The sequence below is a fragment of the Pseudomonas sp. SP16.1 genome (genome assembly GCF_052682975.1).
In genome coordinates this window covers 3,742,937-3,761,007 of sequence record NZ_JBQYFZ010000001.1, presented here as the reverse complement: position 1 = coordinate 3,761,007, position 18,071 = coordinate 3,742,937, and the positions used below count along the sequence as shown (strand labels likewise).

Annotated in this window: 18 protein-coding genes; 8 read left to right on the top strand and 10 right to left on the bottom strand. The window is 66.9% G+C overall.

Annotated features, from left to right (window positions below; all coding sequences use genetic code 11):
* Nucleotides 1-61 precede the first annotated feature (61 nt).
* Nucleotides 62-1,210: an efflux RND transporter periplasmic adaptor subunit gene (locus ACUTAF_RS17955; protein ID WP_445581236.1), complete on the bottom strand. Its 1,149-nt coding sequence runs from the start codon at nt 1,208-1,210 to the stop codon at nt 62-64.
* A gap of 179 nt (nt 1,211-1,389) precedes the next feature.
* On the opposite strand from ACUTAF_RS17955, the gene ACUTAF_RS17950 reads away from it, so the two are divergent.
* Nucleotides 1,390-2,022 (top strand): TetR family transcriptional regulator, encoded by a 633-nt coding sequence (locus ACUTAF_RS17950; protein ID WP_445581235.1) that lies wholly within the window; start codon nt 1,390-1,392, stop codon nt 2,020-2,022.
* Nucleotides 2,023-2,055: 33 nt separating this feature from the next.
* Here the strand turns inward: ACUTAF_RS17950 and ACUTAF_RS17945 are convergent, their stop codons facing one another.
* Entirely contained in the window at nt 2,056-2,238 is a 183-nt protein-coding gene (locus tag ACUTAF_RS17945) for a hypothetical protein (RefSeq protein ID WP_445581234.1), read from the bottom strand.
* 313 nt (nt 2,239-2,551) lie between these two features.
* Between ACUTAF_RS17945 and ACUTAF_RS17940 the strand changes: the two genes are divergently transcribed.
* The 5 genes from ACUTAF_RS17940 to ACUTAF_RS17920 all read left to right on the top strand — a co-directional run bounded on the left by ACUTAF_RS17940 (nt 2,552) and on the right by ACUTAF_RS17920 (nt 6,348).
* Nucleotides 2,552-2,938: a DUF2946 domain-containing protein gene (locus ACUTAF_RS17940; RefSeq protein ID WP_445581233.1), complete on the top strand. Its 387-nt coding sequence runs from the start codon at nt 2,552-2,554 to the stop codon at nt 2,936-2,938.
* Between the two features lie 78 nt (nt 2,939-3,016).
* Nucleotides 3,017-3,310, top strand: a complete 294-nt coding sequence (locus ACUTAF_RS17935) for a hypothetical protein (RefSeq protein WP_445581232.1) — start codon at nt 3,017-3,019, stop codon at nt 3,308-3,310.
* Nucleotides 3,307-3,801 carry a copper chaperone PCu(A)C gene (locus ACUTAF_RS17930; RefSeq protein WP_445581231.1) on the top strand — a complete coding sequence of 165 codons (495 nt, stop codon included), beginning with the start codon at nt 3,307-3,309 and terminating at the stop codon, nt 3,799-3,801. The genes ACUTAF_RS17935 and ACUTAF_RS17930 overlap by 4 nt, the downstream gene beginning before the upstream one ends.
* Complete coding sequence (locus ACUTAF_RS17925; RefSeq protein ID WP_445581230.1) at nt 3,801-4,175, top strand: DUF2946 domain-containing protein; 375 nt, start codon at nt 3,801-3,803, stop codon at nt 4,173-4,175. Before ACUTAF_RS17930 ends, ACUTAF_RS17925 begins: the two co-directional genes overlap by 1 nt.
* 64 nt (nt 4,176-4,239) lie before the next feature.
* Nucleotides 4,240-6,348: a TonB-dependent copper receptor gene (locus tag ACUTAF_RS17920; protein WP_445581229.1), complete on the top strand. Its 2,109-nt coding sequence runs from the start codon at nt 4,240-4,242 to the stop codon at nt 6,346-6,348.
* A gap of 166 nt (nt 6,349-6,514) precedes the next feature.
* Here ACUTAF_RS17920 and ACUTAF_RS17915 read toward each other — a convergent pair whose 3' ends face one another.
* The 7 genes from ACUTAF_RS17915 to ACUTAF_RS17885 all read right to left on the bottom strand — a co-directional run bounded on the left by ACUTAF_RS17915 (nt 6,515) and on the right by ACUTAF_RS17885 (nt 14,011).
* Nucleotides 6,515-7,462 (bottom strand): adenosine deaminase, encoded by a 948-nt coding sequence (locus tag ACUTAF_RS17915; RefSeq protein ID WP_445581228.1) that lies wholly within the window; start codon nt 7,460-7,462, stop codon nt 6,515-6,517.
* A 66-nt stretch (nt 7,463-7,528) separates the two neighbouring features.
* A complete protein-coding gene (locus ACUTAF_RS17910; RefSeq protein ID WP_445581227.1) occupies nt 7,529-8,884 on the bottom strand; it encodes an 8-oxoguanine deaminase in 1,356 nt (451 codons plus the stop codon).
* A 207-nt stretch (nt 8,885-9,091) separates the two neighbouring features.
* On the bottom strand, nt 9,092-9,676 hold the full coding sequence (locus ACUTAF_RS17905; RefSeq protein ID WP_445581226.1) for an IMPACT family protein: 585 nt from the start codon (nt 9,674-9,676) through the stop codon (nt 9,092-9,094).
* Nucleotides 9,676-10,338 carry a TetR/AcrR family transcriptional regulator gene (locus ACUTAF_RS17900; protein ID WP_445581225.1) on the bottom strand — a complete coding sequence of 221 codons (663 nt, stop codon included), beginning with the start codon at nt 10,336-10,338 and terminating at the stop codon, nt 9,676-9,678. Before ACUTAF_RS17900 ends, ACUTAF_RS17905 begins: the two co-directional genes overlap by 1 nt.
* Nucleotides 10,339-10,490: 152 nt before the next feature.
* Nucleotides 10,491-11,867, bottom strand: coding sequence for a uracil-xanthine permease family protein (locus tag ACUTAF_RS17895; protein WP_445581224.1), 1,377 nt, complete (start codon nt 11,865-11,867; stop codon nt 10,491-10,493).
* Nucleotides 11,868-11,940: 73 nt separating this feature from the next.
* Nucleotides 11,941-12,741 carry an outer membrane protein OmpK gene (locus ACUTAF_RS17890; protein ID WP_445581223.1) on the bottom strand — a complete coding sequence of 267 codons (801 nt, stop codon included), beginning with the start codon at nt 12,739-12,741 and terminating at the stop codon, nt 11,941-11,943.
* Between the two features lie 352 nt (nt 12,742-13,093).
* Nucleotides 13,094-14,011: a LysR family transcriptional regulator gene (locus ACUTAF_RS17885; protein WP_445581222.1), complete on the bottom strand. Its 918-nt coding sequence runs from the start codon at nt 14,009-14,011 to the stop codon at nt 13,094-13,096.
* A 163-nt stretch (nt 14,012-14,174) separates the two neighbouring features.
* On the opposite strand from ACUTAF_RS17885, the gene aptA reads away from it, so the two are divergent.
* Both aptA and ACUTAF_RS17875 read left to right on the top strand, forming a co-directional pair.
* On the top strand, nt 14,175-15,521 hold the full coding sequence (aptA, locus tag ACUTAF_RS17880) for an omega-aminotransferase AptA (protein ID WP_445581221.1): 1,347 nt from the start codon (nt 14,175-14,177) through the stop codon (nt 15,519-15,521).
* A 122-nt stretch (nt 15,522-15,643) separates the two neighbouring features.
* Complete coding sequence (locus ACUTAF_RS17875) at nt 15,644-17,140, top strand: CoA-acylating methylmalonate-semialdehyde dehydrogenase (protein WP_445581220.1); 1,497 nt, start codon at nt 15,644-15,646, stop codon at nt 17,138-17,140.
* A 438-nt stretch (nt 17,141-17,578) separates the two neighbouring features.
* Here the strand turns inward: ACUTAF_RS17875 and ilvN are convergent, their stop codons facing one another.
* Nucleotides 17,579-18,070, bottom strand: coding sequence for an acetolactate synthase small subunit (ilvN, locus tag ACUTAF_RS17870; protein WP_445581219.1), 492 nt, complete (start codon nt 18,068-18,070; stop codon nt 17,579-17,581).
* Between the last annotated feature and the right edge of the window lies 1 nt (nt 18,071).

Genomic DNA, 18,071 nt, shown 5'->3' with positions numbered 1-18,071 from the left:
CCGCTTTTTCGGCTGATTTCGCCTTGCCTGACCATCGCTCGCTACTTTTGTAAACACCCTCTTAGCCCTTGCCGTTGCCCGGGGCGGCGTCCTGCGCCACCTCGTCGGCCTTGATATTGCGCGCCGGCACGGTCTTGACCTGGGTGCCGGGCTGGATGAACTGCAGGCCCTCGGTGATCAGGCGGTCGCCCTCGGCCAGGCCTTCCTCGACCAGCCAGGCGTTGCCGGCGGTGCGCTCGGCCTTGAGCAGGCGCTGCTCGACCTTGCCGTCGGCGTCCACCACCAGCGCCACCGGCTCGCCCTTGAGGTTGCGCGTCACGCCCTGCTGCGGGGCGAGGATGGCGTCGCGCTTGACCCCGGAGAGCAGCTCGGCATGCACGAACATGCCCGGCAGCAGCAGGTGGTCGGGGTTGGGGAACACCGCGCGCAGGGTCACCGAGCCGGTGCCTTCGTCCACCGCCACTTCGGAGAACTCCAGGCTGCCCTCGTGGGCGTAGCGGCTGCCGTCTTCCAGTTTCAGCGAGACCCTGGCGCCGCCGTCGCCGGCCTTCTGCAGCTGGCCGCTGGCCAGGTCGCGGCGCAGGCGCAGCAGCTCCTTGCTCGACTGGGTGACGTCGACGTAGATCGGGTCGAGCTGCTGGATGGTGGCCAGGGCGGCGCTCTGGCCGTTGCTCACCAGGGCGCCTTCGCTGGCCGCGGATCGGCCGATGCGGCCGCCGATCGGCGCCAGCACCTTGGTGTAGCGCAGGTCGATGCGCGCCTGCTCCAGCGCCGCCTCGGCCTGCAGGCTGGCGGCGCGCGCCTCGTCGTAGGCCTGCTGGCTGACGGCCTGGTCGGCCACCAGCAGCTTGTAGCGCTCGGCCAGCGCGCTGGCCGACAGCAGGGTGGCCTGGGCGCTCTTGAAGCTGGCCTGATAGCTGGCCGCATCGATCTGGTACAGCTGCTGACCGGCCTTGACCTCGCTGCCCTCGGTGAACAGGCGCTTCTGCAGAATGCCATTCACTTGCGGGCGCACCTCGGCGATACGGTAGGCGCTGGTGCGTCCCGGCAGTTCGCTGGTCAGGGCGTAGGGCTGCGCCTGCAGGGTCACCACCCCGACCTCGGGGGCTGGCTGGGTCTGCGGCGCGCTGGCTTCCTGGCAGCCGGCGAGACTGACCAATGCCAGGGCGATGGCGGAAACCAAGGCGGCGAAGGCTGGCTTCGTGTGCATCTGGAGAAACCTCATTTGTCGAATCTGATGCCCGAAGGGGCGGGGAGGGCAGTAACTGAGAAGCAATGTCGGCAAATATACTTACGTGCGTGAATGTTTGTAAATGCCTAAAACTGCCTTCATACTCCAGCCCGGCGCTCTAACGAGCGGCTATCGGGCGATACAGGTAAGCGCGGAAAATGGCCAGACGAACCAAAGAAGAAGCCGAGGCGACGCGGCTGCAGATACTCGACGCTGCCGAACTGGTGTTCCACGCCCAGGGCGTTTCGCGCGCCTCGCTGGCGGAAGTGGCCAAGGCCGCCGGAGTCAGTCGCGGCGCCATCTACTGGCACTTCGACAACAAGCTGGACCTGTTCCAGGCCATGCTCGAACGCCTGCGTCTGCCGCTGGAGGATCTGGCGCGGGCCAGCGAGAGCGAGGACGAGCCGGACCCGCTCGGCCGCATGCGCGAGCTGTTGATCACGGCATTGACCCGTCTGGCGCAGGAGCCGCAGACCCGCCGCATCCACGACATCCTGCGTTACAAATGCGAGTACACCGACGAGTTGGTCGACCTGCGCGAGCGGCTGCGCGCCCTCAGCGTCGAGTGCGATCAGCGCATCGCCAGGGCCCTGGGCAACGCGGTGAGCAGGGGGCAGCTGCCGGCGCAGCTGGACTGCCGGCGTGCGGCGGTGTGTCTGCACGCATACATCGAAGGGGTGGAAGCCAACTGGCTGTTGGTGCCGGACTTCGACCTGGCCGCGCAGGCGCCGGCGCTGGTGGATGCCGTGCTGGATATGCTGCGCAGCAGCCCGGCGTTACGTCTGGCCTGAGCGGCCGTTGCCGCCACTGGCCGTGCAGCGGCCCTAGCCGACTTGCCGCTGTGAATGCCGCCAGGGCAGATCGTGCGGCGCGCGCAGGCGGGCCTCCAGCGTAGCGACGAACTGACGGGCTTCCCCCTCGCTGCGAAAGCTCACGCAGTGTTGATCCAGTTGTACCTGCCAGCGGCACTCGCCGCCCTGATGCCGAGGCTGAACGAGAATCTTCATGCTGGTCACCTCCTGCGCTGAACTCTGGGTCAGCGGCTGTTGGGAGAATGATCATGGTAGTTTGCCTTCATGGCCCTTTCCTGATCTGGATCAAGCCGCCGGGTCACCTGGTGGCGGCAGGGCGACGAACGGCGCCAGGATCGGCGGCTCGGAACCCTTCCGCTGCGATCCGCCCTGGCGCTTCCCGACAGGCCCTGGGCGAGCAAGGCGGCGCCGACGATAGCGCGCGCAGTCTCTGCTAGACTGCGCCCCGACCGACTGCGGCAACGCACCACAGTGTCGCGCCGCCATCCTCTGTTTAGAGTCGCGCTCCATGAAACTGGCCCGCAAACACCGCTCGCTGATCGCCTGGCTGCTGTACTTCAGCATCCTGTTCGGCGCGCTCGCCTGCGCGATCGGTCATGGCCAGATGGCCGGCCTGCAGCTCAGCGGGCTGAGCAGCCAGTACTGCTCGTTCGAGGGTAACTTCGGTGCCGGCGCCGATCTGGACGGCTCCGGGGTGGTCGCGGCAAACCCGGCCACCGGCAGCGGCTGCGCCCTGGGCAGCCTGTTCAGCGCCATCATCCTGGCCGCCTTGTTCGGCCTGCTGGGGTTGCTGGCGGCCAATCGTGCGCCTGCCGTCGCGCGGTTGTCGATCCCGCGAGCCGTCCGCTATCTCTGGCCTTCGGCCAATCCCCGCGCTTCTCCCCTGATCGCCTGATCCGTGCGCCCGTTGCGGGCGTTTGCATCCTGCGCATCGGTCGGCTGCCCAACGGGCGCCCGCTAGTGGAGAAAACCCATGTCGTCACCGTCCGGCGCCCCGGCAGGCGTCCGCGTACACCGCCAGCCCTCGTTCGACCACCTGGCCTGGCGCCGGCATTTCCATGCCGGCCCGTTGCTCGTCCTGCTGGCGATCCGTTTCGCCGATCGTCCGAGCGGACTGGTTTCCGGCTGGCGCATCGTTCCGGCGGTCTGCCGGTGGCCACGCATGACGCGCCGCTGCGACGCTGCGCGCCCTTACCCCTGTTTCACGCCCGCTCGGCAACGGCCGCCGGCGCAGTTCACTGTTCACTCGATGGAGAGCTACCCATGACCGTCAAGCAAACCCTGCTCGGACTTTCCCTGCTCCTGCCGGCGCTGCTGGCCCAGGCCCACGACTACCAGGCGGGTCAGCTGCAGATCGACCACCCCTGGTCGCGCGAGATGCCGCCGGTGGCGCCGACTGCCGCCGCCTATTTCGTGGTCCGCAACCAGGGCGGCGAAGCCGATCGCCTGCTCGGCGCCAGCACGCCGGTGGCCGGCAAGGCCGAGCTGCACGAGCACCTGCATGCAGATGGCGTGATGAAGATGCAGCAGGTGCAGGACGTGACCATCCCCGCCGGTGGCGAGGTCAGGTTCGAGCCCATGGGCTACCACGTGATGCTGTTCGAACTGAAGCAGCAGGCCAGGGACGGCGAGCGCTTTGCGCTGACCCTGAACTTCGAGAAGGCCGGCGAGGTCGAGGTCGAAGTGGCCGTGCAGAAGGACGCGCCGCAGGGACATGAGCAAGGCGGCGCCAACGACCTCGGCGCGCATCAGCACTGATGATGTTCACGGCACGCAGACGCGCCTTTGCCGCTCAGCTTGGGCTGCTGGCGTTCGTCCTTATCGCTCTGGCGCCGCTGGCGTCGCAACTGCGTGCCGAGCCCGCAGCCGGGAACTGGCTGAACGAACTCGCCTGCCATGAAGGGACGGGCGCCGTGCCGGCTCCGCTCGACAGCCGCAAGCCCGTGCTGCAGGTCGATGCCTGTGGCTACTGCTCGCTGCTCTCGCACTGCCCGGCGCTGGCCGGCAGTCCCTGGCTGCCGGCGCGACATCTGCCTCCGTCTCCCCGGTGCGTTGCGGCATTGCCGGCGCAACCGCCGCTATCCCCGCACTTTCCCGGGGCGCTGCCGCGCGCGCCGCCTATGCCCGCCTGAAAGCTCCACCCCTCGGGGAGGCCCTAGCCGGCCTTCGTGGCAACCGACTTATTCAGGTATTCGCATGTCCGTTTCCTTCGTTACGGGCGCCGCCCGCGCGCGCCCGCGTTTTACCCTCGCTCGCCGCACCCTGCGCTGGCGCCTGGCTTTTGCCCTGGCCTGTGGCTGGTCCCCCATCGGTCTGCTGCACGCCGAGGAGCCGGTGCACGAGCTGCCGCCGCTCGTCATCACTGCCGTGCAGCAAAGCTCGCCGCTGACCGTGCTGGCCAATCCCAGGGATGCGCGCCAGCCGGTGCCGGCCAGCGATGCCGCCGATTACCTCAAGACCATCCCCGGTTTCTCCGCGATCCGCAGCGGCGGCAGCAACGGCGATCCGCTGTTGCGCGGCATGTTCGGCTCGCGCCTGCTGCTGCTCACCGATGGCGGGCAGATGCTCGGCGCCTGTCCGGGGCGGATGGATGCGCCGAGTTCCTACATCTCGCCGGAAACCTTTGACTTGCTGAGTGTGAGCAAGGGCCCGCAGACGGTGATCTGGGGCCCCGGCGCCTCGGCCGGCGTGGTGCGCTTCGAGCGTGAGCCGGAGCGCTTCGGCGAGCTCGGCGCGCGTCTGCACGCCAGCGTGCTGGCCGGCTCCAACGGCCGTTTCGACCGGGTGATCGACGGCGCCCTGGGCGGCGAACAGGGCTACCTGCGCGTCATCGGCAACCGCTCGCATTCGGGCGATTACGCCAATGGCGATGGCGACAGCATCCCCTCGCGCTGGGACAAGTGGAACGGCGATATGGCCCTGGGCTGGACGCCGGATGCCGATACGCTGATCGAACTGAGCGCCGGCCGCGGCGATGGCGAGGCCCGCTACGCCGGTCGCGGCATGGACGGCAGCCAGTTCGAGCGCGAAAGCCTCGGCCTGCGCGTCGAGCGCGAAAGCCTCGGCGGCGTGCTGGATAAGGTGGAGGCCAAGCTCTACTACAACTACGCCGACCACATCATGGACAACTTCCGCCTGCGCACGCCGGACCCGAGCAGCATGATGTCCATGCCGGTGGCCTCGCAGGTCGATCGGCGCACCCTCGGCGCACGGCTGGCGGCGACCTGGAAGTGGCACGAGGTCGAGCTGATCGGCGGCCTCGACGCGCAGCGCAGCGAGCACCGCGCGCGCCGTTCCAGCTACAGCATGATGGGCGGCTACACCGATGCCGATCGCTACCCCTGGAACAAGGATGCGCTGATGCACAACTACGGCGTATTCGCCGAGGCGACCTGGAGCCTGGCCGAGCGTGACCGGCTGATCTCCGGGGCGCGGCTGGACCGGGCCTCGGCCAAGGATTATCGGCAGAGCCTTCGCAGCACCATGGGCATGCCGGCGCCCAACCCCACGGCCGGTGAGACCCGTGCCGAGACCCTGCCCAGCGGCTTCATGCGTTACGAGCATGACCTGGCCGCTGCGTCGGCCACCTGGTACGCCGGCATCGGCCACGTGCAACGTTTCCCCGATTACTGGGAGCTGTTCTCCGCCGGCCTCAACGGCCCAGCCGGGTCAAGCAACGCCTTTGCCGGCATCGAGCCGGAGAAGACCACCCAGCTCGATATCGGCATCCAGTACCGCGGCGAGGCGCTGCAGGCATGGGCCTCGGCCTATGCCGGACAGGTGCGCGACTACATCCTCTTCGATTACCGCGGCATGAGCACCCAGGCGGACAACATCGACGCGCGCATCATGGGCGGCGAACTGGGCGTGGCCTATGCCCTTACCGCTAACTGGAAGGCCGACGCCACCCTGGCCTACGCCTGGGGCAAGAACAGCAGCGACGACGAGGCGCTGCCGCAGATGCCGCCGCTGGAAGCGCGCCTGGGCCTGACTTATCAGCGCGACGACTGGAGCGTCGGCGCCCTGTGGCGCGTGGTCGATGAACAGGGGCGCATCGCCGAGGGCCGCGGCAACGTGGTGGGGCAGGATTTGAGCGAGAGCGATGGTTTCGGCGTGCTCTCACTCAACGGCGCCTACCGCCTGAGCAAACAGGTCAGGCTCAGCGCCGGTGTGGATAACCTGCTCGACAAGACCTACGCCGAGCACCTCAACCTGGCCGGCGACGCCGGTTTCGGCTTCCCCGCCGACACCCGCATCGATGAGCCCGGGCGCACCTTCTGGGCCAAGCTGGACCTCGACTTCTGAACGGCAACGCAGGGCACGCAGCACGTAGCCCGGATTGCATCCGGGTTACCGATCTGCATGGTCCACCACAAGGTAGTGGCAGGTAAAAGCATCGCCCGCAAGCGGGCTCCTACAGGTTCGCTGTGTTGTAGGAGCCCGCTTGCGGGCGATCAGCGTCGGCGGCGATTCAAGCCAGCCGCGCATCCAGGCTGTTCTGCGCCAGGCGCCGGGCCTGCTCCTCGGTCATGCCCAGGTGCTCGTACAGGGCGGCGAAGTTCTCGCCGACATAGCCGCCGAAATAGGCCGGGTCGTCCGAGTTGACCGTGACCTTCACGCCGCGTTCGAGCATGTCGAGGATGTTGTGCCGGCTCATGTGCTCGAACACGCACAGCTTGATGTTCGACAGCGGGCAGACGGTCAGCGGGATCTGCTCATCGATCAGCCGCTGCATCAGCCGCTCGTCCTCGACGGCGCGCACGCCGTGGTCGATGCGTTCGACCTTGAGCAGGTCCAGCGCTTCCCAGATGTATTCGGGCGGGCCTTCCTCGCCGGCATGCGCCACCGCGTGCAGCCCCTCGCTGCGCGCCTTGGCGAACACCCGCTCGAACAGCCGCGGCGGGAAGCCCTTCTCGGAGCTGTCCAGGCCGACACCGATGAAGGCGTCGCGAAACGGCATGGCCTGCTCCAGGGTCTTGAACGCCTGTTCCTCGGGCAGGTGGCGCAGGAAGCTGAGGATCAGGCCGTGGCTGATGCCCAGCTGCTGTTCGCCGTCGAGCAGCGCCTGGCGGATGCCGCGCAGCACCACCTCGAAGGGAATGCCGCGGTCGGTGTGGGTCTGCGGGTCGAAGAAGGGTTCGACGTGGATCACGTTCTGCGCCTTGCAGCGCTGCAGGTAGGCCCAGGTCAGGTCATAGAAATCCTGCTCGCTGCGCAGCACATTGGCGCCCTGGTAGTAGAGGTCGAGAAACTCCTGCAGGTTGTTGAAGGCGTAGGCTGCACGCAGGCTTTCCACGTCAGTCCAGGGCAGGGCGATCTGGTTGCGTTCGGCCAGGGCGAACAGCAGTTCGGGCTCCAGCGAGCCTTCCAGGTGCAGGTGCAGTTCCGCCTTGGGCAGGGTGTTGAGCCAGTCGTACATGGTCGGGTCTCGCTATCGGGCTTGGTCGCTGAGGAGTTTAACCCGCCCTACGTCATGCCTGTGTCTTCAGCCGTTTACCAGCTCCCGCGCCGCCTGGCGGTGATCGGCGATCAGCTGGGCGACATCCAGCCCCTCGACCTGGCCGTCGATCACCCGCCACTGGCCTGCGATCATCATCCGGTCGGCGCGGTCGGCGCCGCACAGCAGCAAGGCCGAAATCGGATCGTGGCTGCCGGAAAAACGCAGCTCGTCCAGTTTGAACAGGGCCAGATCCGCCTGCCTGCCCACCGCCAGCTCGCCGATATCGTCGCGTCCGAGCAACCGCGCCGAACCGCGTGTGGCCCAGCCCAGGGTGCGCTCCGGGGTGATCTGTTCGGCGCCGTAGCGCAGGCGCTGGATATACAGGGCCTGGCGCGCCTCGAGGATCATGTTCGAGGCATCGTTGGAAGCCGAGCCGTCCACGCCGAGGCCCAGGGGCGCGCCGGCCGCCTCCAGTTCGACGCTGGGGCAGATGCCCGAGGCCAGGCGCATGTTCGAGCTGGGGCAATGGCAGATGCCGGTGCCGGCGGCGCCGAGGCGGGCGATCTCGTCGGCGTTGAAGTGGATGCCGTGGGCCAGCCAGGTGCGTGGGCCGAGCCAGCCGACGCTGTCGAGGTAGTCGACGGTGCGCAGGCCGAACTGGCGCAGGCAGAAGTCCTCCTCGTCGAGGGTCTCGGCCAGGTGGGTATGCAGGCGCACGTCCAGCTGCTCGGCCAGTTCGGCGCTCTGACGCATGATGTCCTGGGTCACCGAGAAGGGCGAGCAGGGCGCCAGGGCGATCTGGATCTGCGCGCCGGCGCCGCGCTCGTGGTAGCGCTCGACCAGGCGCTGGCTGTCGGTCAGGATCGCCTCGCCGCTCTGCACCGTGTGCTGCGGCGGCAGGCCGCCGTCGGCCTCGCCCAGGCTCATCGAACCACGAGTGAGCATGGCGCGCATGCCCAGCTCGCGCACGGCCTCGACCTGCACGTCGATGGCCTGTTCCAGCCCGCCGGGGAACAGATAGTGGTGATCGGCGGCGGTGCTGCAGCCCGACAGCAGCAGCTCGGCCAGCGCCACCTTGCTGGCCAGCGCCAGCTTCTCGGGCGTCAGCCGCGCCCACACCGGGTAGAGCGTCTTCAGCCAGGGAAACAGCGGCTGGTTGACCACCGGCGCCCAGGCGCGGGTGAGGGTCTGGTAGAAGTGGTGATGGGTGTTGATCAGCCCCGGCAGCAGCACGTGCTCGCGGGCGTCGAAACTCTGCTGGCAGGGGGCGGCGGGCTGCCGGCCGGCGCCGAGCAACTCGACGATGCGGCCGTCCTCGACCACCAGGCCGCCGGAAGCGTCCTGATCGTTGGCGGTGAAAACGGCGAGGGGGTTCTTGATCCAGATCCGGGTAGCTGCCATTGAGCAGGCTCCTCTGAGGTTGATTTCAGGTAAGCCAGCTCAGTGTTGACCCTGTCTGCTGATCCAGGTTCGTCGGAGACGACGTGCGGCGAAGATAGCTGACTCTCTGGTCAAGGGCAAGGTGCGGGTCGCGGCAAAAGCCCCTCCTACAGACAGACCCGCGGTTGTGGGAGGGCCGGGCGGCGATCCGCTTTAGCCACGACAGGGTTACAACCGGCGCAGGACGATGCGGCCGCGGCTGATGTCGGCCAGCAGGCGTTGCAGTTCGGCGAAGCGCGCCTCGGGCACAGCCAACTGCAGGTTGGCGCCATGGCCGTCGAAGGTTTCGCTGTCCAGTCGCGCGTCCAACTCCGGCAGGCGGGCCTTGAGCAGGGGCAGTTCGGCGAAGCCGCAGTGACAGGTGCAACGGCTGCGGGCTACCAGCTCGCGGCGTTCGCCTGCCTGCAGACACTTGGCCGCGCTGCCGCCATAGGCGCGGGCCAGGCCGCCGGTGCCGAGCTGGATGCCGCCGTACCAGCGGATCACCAGCACCGCCACCTGGTCGCAATCCTGGCCCTCGATGGCGGCGAGGATCGGCCTTCCGGCGGTGCCGCCGGGTTCGCCGTCGTCGCTGAAGCGGTACTGGTTGCCCAGCTTCCAGGCCCAGCAGTTGTGCGAGGCGCCGGCGTCGCTATGGGCGGCGATAAAGGCCAGCGCCTCGGCGGCGCTGGCGATTGGCGCGGCGAGGGCGAGAAAACGGCTCTTGCGGATGTCCTCGCGGTACTCGCAGGGCGCGCTCAGGGTGAACGCCATCAGGACTTGGCGGGCGGCGTCAGGCCGCAGCCCTTGAGGATGATCTGGATCAGGTTGTCGCCGGCGGCTTCGAAATCCTGCTTGGTCAGGCGCGAGCGGCCGGTGACGCGGCATATCTGCGAGGCGAAGTCGGCGTAGTGCTGGGTGCTGCCCCACAGCAGGAAGATCAGGTGCACCGGGTCGACCGGGTCCATCTTGCCGGCGGCGATCCAGGCCTCGAACACCGCCGCGCGGCCGCGGAACCAGTCCAGGTAGTTCTGGTTGAAGTACTGCGACAGGCACTCGCCGCCGCTGATCACTTCCATGGCGAAGATGCGCGAGGCCTTCGGCTGGCGCCGGGAGAACTCCATCTTGGCGCGGATGTAGCGCGCCAGCGCCTCGGCCGGGTCGTCGTCGACGGTCAGGGTGTTGAAGGTGCTGTCCCAGAGTTCGAGGATATTGCTCAGTACCGCCAGGTACAGGCCCAGCTTGTTGCTGAAGTAGTAGTGCAGGTTGGCCTTGGGCAGGCCGACGTTCTGCGCGATGGTGTTCATGCTGGTGCCCTTGAAGCCGTGACGGGCGAATTCTTCTTCGGCGGCTTGGATGATGGCTTCTTCGTTCTTCTGGCGGATGCGTCCGGCAGGCTTGCCGCTGGCGCTATGGGCGGGGACTTCGAAGGTCATGGGCGATTCCGGACTGATCTGGGAGCACAGCGCTTGCACAGATACCCCAGCGTCGCCCGGGTGACAAGCGCAAGTCGCGGAAAAGGCGCGGGAAATGACGTCGGCGCCGCAACGGGGGAGGTGCACGGAGGCTTGTCCGTGCACGTGCCGGCTCAGACTTGCTGTTCCTCCTCGGGGGCGGCGACGCCAGGCTGTTCCAGCGGCAGCAACAGGTTCATCAGAATGGCGGTCAATCCGCCGCTGGTGATCGCCGAGCCGAACACGTTCTGCACCAGCCCGGGCATCTGGCCGAGCAGATCCGGCTGGCTGGACACGCCCAGGCCGATGCCGAAGCTGGTGGCCATGATCAGCAGGCTGCGCCTATCCAGCGGCGCGTGGGCGAGGATGCGGATGCCGGCGGCGGCGACCGTGCCGAACATCACCAGGGTGGCGCCGCCCAGCACCGGCTTGGGAATCTGCTGGAGAATGGCGCCGAGCAGCGGGAACAGGCCGAGGATCACCAGGATCGCGCCGATGTAGTAACCGACGTGGCGGCTGGCCACGCCGGACAGCTGGATCACCCCGTTGTTCTGGCTGAAGGTGGTGTTGGGGAAGGTGTTGAACACCGCGGCGATCAGCGAACTGACGCCGTCGCCGAACACCCCGCCCTTGATCCGGGCGAGGTACTGCGGGCCCTTGATCGGCTGTTTCGAGATCATGCAGTTGGCGGTCAAGTCGCCGGTGGTCTCGATGGCGGTGATCAGGTAGATCAGCGCCACCGGGACGAAGGCCATCCAGTCGAAGTCGAAGCCGTAGCGAAAGGGGATCGGCAGGCTCACCAGCGGCAGCTCGGGCAACGCCCTGGGCGCCAGCACCCCGGCGAACCAGGCGGCCAGCGAGCCGAGCAGCAGGCCGATGATGATCGCCGACAGGCGCAGCCAGGGATTGCGCAGGCGGTTGAGCACGATGATGGTCGCCAGCACCAGGGCGCCCAGGGCCAGGTTGATCGGCGCACCGAAGTTCTCCGCCTTGGCCCCGCCACCGACGTCGGTGATGCCCACCTTGATCAGGCTGACGCCGATGATGGTGATCACGATGCCGGTCACCAGCGGCGTGACGATGCGCTGCAGGCGGCCGATGAAGCGGCTCAATACCATCTCGATGAAGGCGCCGAAGAAGCACACGCCGAAGATCATCGCCAGGATCTCGTCCGGGCTGCCGCCGCGCGCCTTGACCATCAGGCCGGCGGCCAGCACGGCGCTGAGGAAGGCGAAGCTGGTGCCCTGCACGCAGATCATCCCGGCGCCGATGCCCAGCGGCCGGCGCGCCTGGATCAGGGTGCCGACGCCGGACACCATCAGGCCCATGCTGATCAGGTAGGGCAGTTGCTCATGCAGGCCGAGCACGCCGCCGATGATCAGGGTGGGGGTGACGATGCCGACGAAGCAGGCCAGCACATGCTGCAGCGCGGCGAAGAAGGCCGGCAGCGGCGCCGGGCGGTCGTCCAGGCCGTAGAGCAGTTCGGAGGTGTATTGCGATTCGCTGGTCATGGATACGTTCCCGTGGTGGGTCTGGAGGTGGCTGGAAAAGCTCGACCAGCCTGCGCCGGTCGCTGACCGTGGCTCAGAAATGCACTTTCAGCAGCAGGCTGGCGGTGTTCTGGTCGGTGGTGAAGGCCGCCGTGTCCTGGATGCCGTACTTGTCCTTCCAGTAGCTGTATTCCACGCCGAGGTAGATCTGCTTGTCGTCCCAGTCCAGGGCCTTGCCCAGGTCGTACTTGATCTGCGGGTTGATGTGGTAGTTGCTGTGGTAGCCGGCGTCGTTGTCCACCACCCAGTCGATATAGCCGTCGATGAGAATGTCCGACTTGCCCGCCGGCAGGGTGTAGGACCAGCTCGGGGTCACCTGCCAGACGCCGCTGCCGTCGGGCTTGCCATCCCCGTCGCGGTCGACGCGATCGCCGTCAGGAGTACGGTAGTAGAAGTTCAGCTTGAAGAAGTTGAAACCGGGCACGGCGAGATCGAAACCCGGGCCGATCAGGTAGGCCTCGGTCTCGTCCTCGCCGAACTCGTAGGTGGTCGCCAGCAGCACGTCCTTGATCGGGCCGAACGACAGGTCCTGGCCCAGCAGCTTGCCGAACGACAGGCGCGGGCTCAGCTCGCCGTAGAAACTGCGCGAATCGCCGGCGCCGTTCTGCGCGCCGTTGAAGAACTTCTGGTCGACGAACAAGAACAGATCGCCCCAGCTCCAGCCGCTGGCGTGCTCGAAGGTGAGGGTCTGCTGGATCGCCGGCTCCACCTTGAAGTTCTTGCCATAGAGGTAGGACAGGCTGTTGTTTTGCCACAGCAGCGGGCCGTCGGCCTGGGCCTGCGTCGCCAGCAGCAGGCTGCCGGCGGCGAGCAGGGTCGCGCGAGTAGGATTCATCTGGGCTCCTGAAAAGCATGGTGTTTTCTGGTTTTCCTGGCCATGTGGTCAGGTTGCGGTTCAGGTGCAAAAAGCTGTCCAACTAATCAGCTTGCGCGGGAAATTGTGTTCAGCGGCGGCGAAAGCCTTGTCGCATCAGTTGCATACGATTGTTCGTGACTTGGTGTTCAGTTCTTCCGCTGGCGCGTCGTGCTGGCTGGCGCCCCGCGATGGGGCGGCCTGCACTCGAGTGGAGCCGGCTGGCCGGCGATGGGGTGCGCTTGCTGATCGCCAGCAAGCTGGCGCCGACTAAACAGCCGCAGACAGGCGCGAATGGCCCTGGCGCCGTGCTCCTGGGGGCGGGTTCGCCCGTTCAGGACTCCGCCAGCGCCTCGAGAAAGCTCTCCAGCACCAGGTGCGCGCGACGCCCTTTGCGCGTCACCGCCGCCAGGCTGATGTCGTAGAAGCGGCTGGCGGCCTTGAGCGCGCGCAGGCGGCCCTGCTGCACCCAGGCCTGGGCATAGTGGTCGGGCAGGTAGCCGATATAGCGCCCGGTGAGGATCAGGAAGGCCATGCCCTCGCGGTCCGAGGCGCTGGCCGTGCAGTTCAGCGCCTGGTAGTGGTTCTGCACCTCGGGCGGTAGGCGGAAGGTCGGCGCGATGGCCTCCTGGGCGTTGAGCCGCTCGTCCTCCAGTTGCTGGTCATCGACGTAGAACAGCGGGTGGCCGACCGCGCAGTAGAGCAGCGAGCGTTCGTCGTACAGGGTCTGGTACTCCAGGCCGGACAGCGCGCCGACCTGCGGCACCACACCGACGTGCAGGCGACCGTCGAGCACGCCCTGTTCCACCTCCGACGGCGGCGTCATGCGGATATGGATGCGCACCTCCGGGCCCTGCGCCTTGAGCCGTGCCAGGGCGTTGGTGATGCGCATGTGCGGGATGGTCACCAGGTTGTCGGTCAGGCCGATGTTCAGCTCGCCGCGCAGATGGCGGTGCAGGCCGTTGACCTCGGTGCGAAAGCTCTCCAGCGCCGCCAGCAGCTGCAGGGTGCTCTGGTACACCTCGCGGCCTTCCTCGGTCAGGGCGAAGCCGGCGCGGCCGCGCTGGCACAGGCGCAGGCCGAGGCGCTGCTCCAGGTCGCTCATCTGCTGGCTGATGGCCGAGCGGCCGATGCCCAGCGCGCTCTCCGCGGCGGAAAAACCGCCGCATTCCACCACGCTGCGAAACAGCTTGAGCAGGCGGATTTCAAAGTCGCTGACCTGGGCCAGCGGATCGGGGCGGCGGCTGCTCATTTGTTTAGTAGACCTTGAACTGAAGATAATAAGAGTGCTGTTTTACTGAATCTATGCCCGTGGCACCTTGTCTGCAACTACCCTGTAGGAGCCGGCTTGCCGGCGATGATCGCCCGCAAGCGGGCTCCTGCGCCAAATTGCCTGCCCGAATGAGGCTATTCCGATGAACATGCCGCAGACCGAGACTCCCTCCCTGGCCAGCCAGCTCAAGCTGGATGCCCACTGGATGCCGTTTTCCGCCAACCGCCAGTTCCAGCGCGACCCGCGCATCATCGTCGGCGCCGAGGGCAGCTGGCTGTTCGACGATCAGGGCCGCAAGATCTACGACAGCCTGTCCGGCCTGTGGACCTGCGGCGCCGGCCACTCGCGCAAGGAAATCCAGGAGGCGGTGGCCAAGCAGCTCGGCACCCTCGACTACTCGCCGGGTTTCCAGTACGGCCACCCGCTGTCCTTCCAGCTGGCCGAGCAGATCGCCGATCTGATGCCGGGCGAGCTCAACCACGTGTTCTTCACCGGCTCAGGCTCCGAGTGCGCCGACACCGCGGTGAAGATGGCCAAGGCCTACTGGCGCCTGAAAGGCCAGCCGGCCAAGACCAAGTTCATCGGCCGCGCCCGCGGCTACCACGGCGTCAACATCGCCGGCACCTCGCTCGGCGGCATCGGCGGCAACCGCAAGATGTACGGCCAGTTCATGGATGTCGACCACCTACCGCACACCCTGCAGCCGCACCTGGCCTACACCAATGGCATGGCCGAGAGCGGCGGCGTCGAGCTGGCCAACGAGCTGCTCAAGCTGATCGAGCTGCACGACGCCTCCAACATCGCCGCGGTGATAGTCGAGCCGATGTCCGGCTCGGCCGGCGTCATCGTGCCGCCCAAGGGCTACCTGCAGCGCCTGCGCGAGATCTGCACCCAGCACAACATCCTGCTGATCTTCGACGAGGTGATCACGGCATTTGGGCGGATGGGTAAATGGAGCGGCGCCGAGTACTTCGGCGTGACCCCGGACATCATCAACGCCGCCAAGCAGATCACCAACGGCGCCATCCCGCTCGGTGCGGTGATCGCCTCCAAGGAGATCTACGACACCTTCATGCAGCAGCCGTCGCCCGAGCATATGGTCGAGTTCACCCACGGCTACACCTACTCGGCCCACCCGGTGGCCTGCGCCGCCGGCCTGGCCTCGCTGGAGCTGCTGGGGCGCGACAACCTGATCCAGCAGGCCGCCGAGCTGGCGCCGCAGTTCGGCCAGGCGCTGCATGGCCTCAAGGGCAGCAAGCACGTGGTCGACATCCGCAACTGTGGCCTGGCCGGCGCCATCCAGATTGCCGCGCGCGACGGAGACCCGGTGATCCGCCCGTTCGAGGCCGGACTGAAACTGTGGAAGGCCGGCTTCTACGTGCGCTTCGGCGGCGACACCCTGCAGTTCGGGCCAACCTTCAACGCCAAGATGGACGACCTCGACCGGCTGTTCAATGCCGTCGGCGAGACCCTGAACAGCCTGGACTAAGTGAACATCGGTCACTCGTAGGGTGGATGACGCTTTACCCATCCACCAACTACCGAATCCGCAATGGTGGATGAAAAGAGCGTCATCCACCCTACGAAAGATTCCAACTTGAGGACACCCCCATGAGCCATATCCCGCACCTGATCAATGGTGAACGCGTCGCCGGCAACGAGCGCAGCGCCCCGGTGTTCAATCCATCCACCGGCGACTCCACCAGCCAGGTCGGCCTCGCCGACCGCGCCACCATGCAGCTGGCCATCGACGCCGCCAAGGCCGCCTTCCCGGCCTGGCGCAACACCCCGCCGGCCAAGCGCGCGCAGATCATGTTCCGCTTCAAGCAGCTGCTGGAGCAGAACGAGAACGAGATCGCCCAGCTGATCAGCGCCGAGCACGGCAAGACCATTGAGGACGCCATTGGCGAGCTCAAGCGCGGCATCGAGAACGTCGAGTTCGCCTGCGCCGCCCCAGAAATCCTCAAGGGCGAATACAGCCGCAACGTCGGCCCTAACATCGACGCCTGGAGCGACCTGCAGCCGATCGGCGTGGTCGCGGGCATCACTCCGTTCAACTTCCCGGCCATGGTGCCGCTGTGGATGTACCCGCTGGCCATCGTCTGCGGTAACTGCTTCATCTTGAAGCCGTCCGAGCGCGATCCCAGCTCCACCCTGTTCATCGCCGAACTGGCGCAGCAGGCCGGCCTGCCCAAGGGCGTGCTGAACGTGGTCAATGGAGACAAGGACGCCGTCGACGCGCTGATCGAGGCACCCGAGGTCAAGGCCCTGAGCTTCGTCGGCTCCACGCCGATCGCCGAATACATCTACAGCGAGGGCACCAGGCGCGGAAAGCGTGTGCAGGCCCTGGGCGGCGCCAAGAACCACGCCGTGCTGATGCCCGACGCCGACCTCGACAACGCCGTCAGCGCGCTGATGGGCGCCGCCTATGGCTCCTGCGGCGAGCGCTGCATGGCCATCTCGGTGGCGGTATGCGTGGGCGACCAGATCGCCGACGCGCTGGTCGACAAGATCGTGCCGCAGATCAAGGCGCTGAAGATCGGTGCCGGCACCCAGTGCGGCCTGGACATGGGCCCGTTGGTCACCGCCGCCGCGCGTGACAAGGTCAAGGGCTATATCGACGCCGGCGTGGCCCAGGGCGCCAAGCTGGTGGTCGACGGCCGCGACCTGGTGGTGGCCGGTCACGAGAACGGCTTCTTCGTCGGCGGCACCCTGTTCGATAAGGTGACCCCGGAGATGAGCATCTACACCGACGAAATCTTCGGCCCGGTGCTGTGCATCGTCCGCGTCGGCAGCCTGGAAGAGGCCATGCAGCTGATTAACGATCACGAATACGGCAACGGCACCTGCATCTTCACCCGTGACGGTGAAGCGGCGCGCCTGTTCTGCGACGAGATCGAAGTGGGCATGGTCGGCGTCAACGTGCCGCTGCCGGTGCCGGTCAGCTATCACAGCTTCGGCGGCTGGAAGCGCTCGCTGTTCGGCGACCTGCACGCCTACGGCCCGGACGGAGTGCGTTTCTACACCCGCAAGAAGGCCATCACCCAGCGCTGGCCGGCGCGCAAGAGCCACGAGGCGGCACAGTTTGCCTTCCCCAGCAATGGCTGAGTCGGAACGGTGAACGCAAGGCCGGCCGCCAGGGCCTGACGCGGGTCATTCGGGCGGGGCGGCCTGACGGCGCGGCGGGCAGCGGCTGCGGGAGAACCGTCCCTGCTCTTGCCGGCCTCGGAGGGTGATCCAGAGACAGCATCGCCCTCACTCCGACAATCGTCGCCGTGGCTGCCATGAGGCACCGGCTTGAGCGGACCCACCCGCCGAGCGGCCGCAGGCCATTGCGGCCTGGCGGGATAGCCGCGGCGCGGAATCCGGGCGGCTGGGCGACATGTCCGGGTCAGCTAGAGGTGTTCAGGTCGGGCAGCTGCCGTCGAAAGGGCGCAAAAAAAAATCCGCTGCCAGAGGCCTGGCAGCGGATCTTCGGGGAAGCCCCGTCAGGGCGAATGCTGGGTTGAACAGCATTGCGCACCGGACGGGGCTTTTCGGCATGACTCAGATGCTCAGCACCTTGTCGCCTCGGGCAATGCCGGTAACGCCACTGCGCACGGTTTCCAGGATCGATGCCGTGCCGATGGCCTGGATGAAGCTGTCCAGCTTGTCGCTGGTACCGGTCAGCTGGACCGTGTAGACGCTACTGGTCACGTCGACGATCTGGCCGCGGAAGATGTCGGTGGTGCGCTTGACCTCGGCGCGCTGGGCGCCGGTGGCCTTGATCTTCACCAGCATCAGTTCGCGCTCGATATGGGCGCTTTCCGACAGATTGACCAGCTTGACCACTTCGATCAGCTTGTTGAGGTTCTTGGTGATCTGCTCGATCACCTCGTCGTGACCCACCGTGGTCAGGGTCAGGCGCGACAGCGTCGGATCCTCGGTGGGCGCAACGGTGAGGCTTTCGATGTTGTAGTTGCGCTGGGAGAACAGACCGACCACGCGGGACAGTGCGCCCGGCTCGTTTTCCAGCAGCAGGGAAATGATGTGTCGCATC

What these genes read in the sequence shown, in the direction of transcription:
- ACUTAF_RS17945 (WP_445581234.1), bottom strand. Translation starts at nt 2,238, where the DNA reads ATGAAGATTCTCGTTCAGCCTCGGCATCAGGGCGGCGAGTGCCGCTGG.
- aptA (WP_445581221.1), top strand. Translation starts at nt 14,175, where the DNA reads ATGAACATGCCGCAGACCGAGACTCCCTCCCTGGCCAGCCAGCTCAAG.
- ACUTAF_RS17875 (WP_445581220.1), top strand. Translation starts at nt 15,644, where the DNA reads ATGAGCCATATCCCGCACCTGATCAATGGTGAACGCGTCGCCGGCAAC.
- ACUTAF_RS17900 (WP_445581225.1), bottom strand. Translation starts at nt 10,338, where the DNA reads ATGACCTTCGAAGTCCCCGCCCATAGCGCCAGCGGCAAGCCTGCCGGA.
- ACUTAF_RS17950 (WP_445581235.1), top strand. Translation starts at nt 1,390, where the DNA reads ATGGCCAGACGAACCAAAGAAGAAGCCGAGGCGACGCGGCTGCAGATA.
- ACUTAF_RS17915 (WP_445581228.1), bottom strand. Translation starts at nt 7,462, where the DNA reads ATGTACGACTGGCTCAACACCCTGCCCAAGGCGGAACTGCACCTGCAC.
- ACUTAF_RS17890 (WP_445581223.1), bottom strand. Translation starts at nt 12,741, where the DNA reads ATGAATCCTACTCGCGCGACCCTGCTCGCCGCCGGCAGCCTGCTGCTG.
- ACUTAF_RS17910 (WP_445581227.1), bottom strand. Translation starts at nt 8,884, where the DNA reads ATGGCAGCTACCCGGATCTGGATCAAGAACCCCCTCGCCGTTTTCACC.
- ilvN (WP_445581219.1), bottom strand. Translation starts at nt 18,070, where the DNA reads ATGCGACACATCATTTCCCTGCTGCTGGAAAACGAGCCGGGCGCACTG.
- ACUTAF_RS17925 (WP_445581230.1), top strand. Translation starts at nt 3,801, where the DNA reads ATGATGTTCACGGCACGCAGACGCGCCTTTGCCGCTCAGCTTGGGCTG.
- ACUTAF_RS17920 (WP_445581229.1), top strand. Translation starts at nt 4,240, where the DNA reads ATGTCCGTTTCCTTCGTTACGGGCGCCGCCCGCGCGCGCCCGCGTTTT.
- ACUTAF_RS17955 (WP_445581236.1), bottom strand. Translation starts at nt 1,210, where the DNA reads ATGCACACGAAGCCAGCCTTCGCCGCCTTGGTTTCCGCCATCGCCCTG.
- ACUTAF_RS17935 (WP_445581232.1), top strand. Translation starts at nt 3,017, where the DNA reads ATGTCGTCACCGTCCGGCGCCCCGGCAGGCGTCCGCGTACACCGCCAG.
- ACUTAF_RS17940 (WP_445581233.1), top strand. Translation starts at nt 2,552, where the DNA reads ATGAAACTGGCCCGCAAACACCGCTCGCTGATCGCCTGGCTGCTGTAC.
- ACUTAF_RS17885 (WP_445581222.1), bottom strand. Translation starts at nt 14,011, where the DNA reads ATGAGCAGCCGCCGCCCCGATCCGCTGGCCCAGGTCAGCGACTTTGAA.
- ACUTAF_RS17905 (WP_445581226.1), bottom strand. Translation starts at nt 9,676, where the DNA reads ATGGCGTTCACCCTGAGCGCGCCCTGCGAGTACCGCGAGGACATCCGC.
- ACUTAF_RS17895 (WP_445581224.1), bottom strand. Translation starts at nt 11,867, where the DNA reads ATGACCAGCGAATCGCAATACACCTCCGAACTGCTCTACGGCCTGGAC.
- ACUTAF_RS17930 (WP_445581231.1), top strand. Translation starts at nt 3,307, where the DNA reads ATGACCGTCAAGCAAACCCTGCTCGGACTTTCCCTGCTCCTGCCGGCG.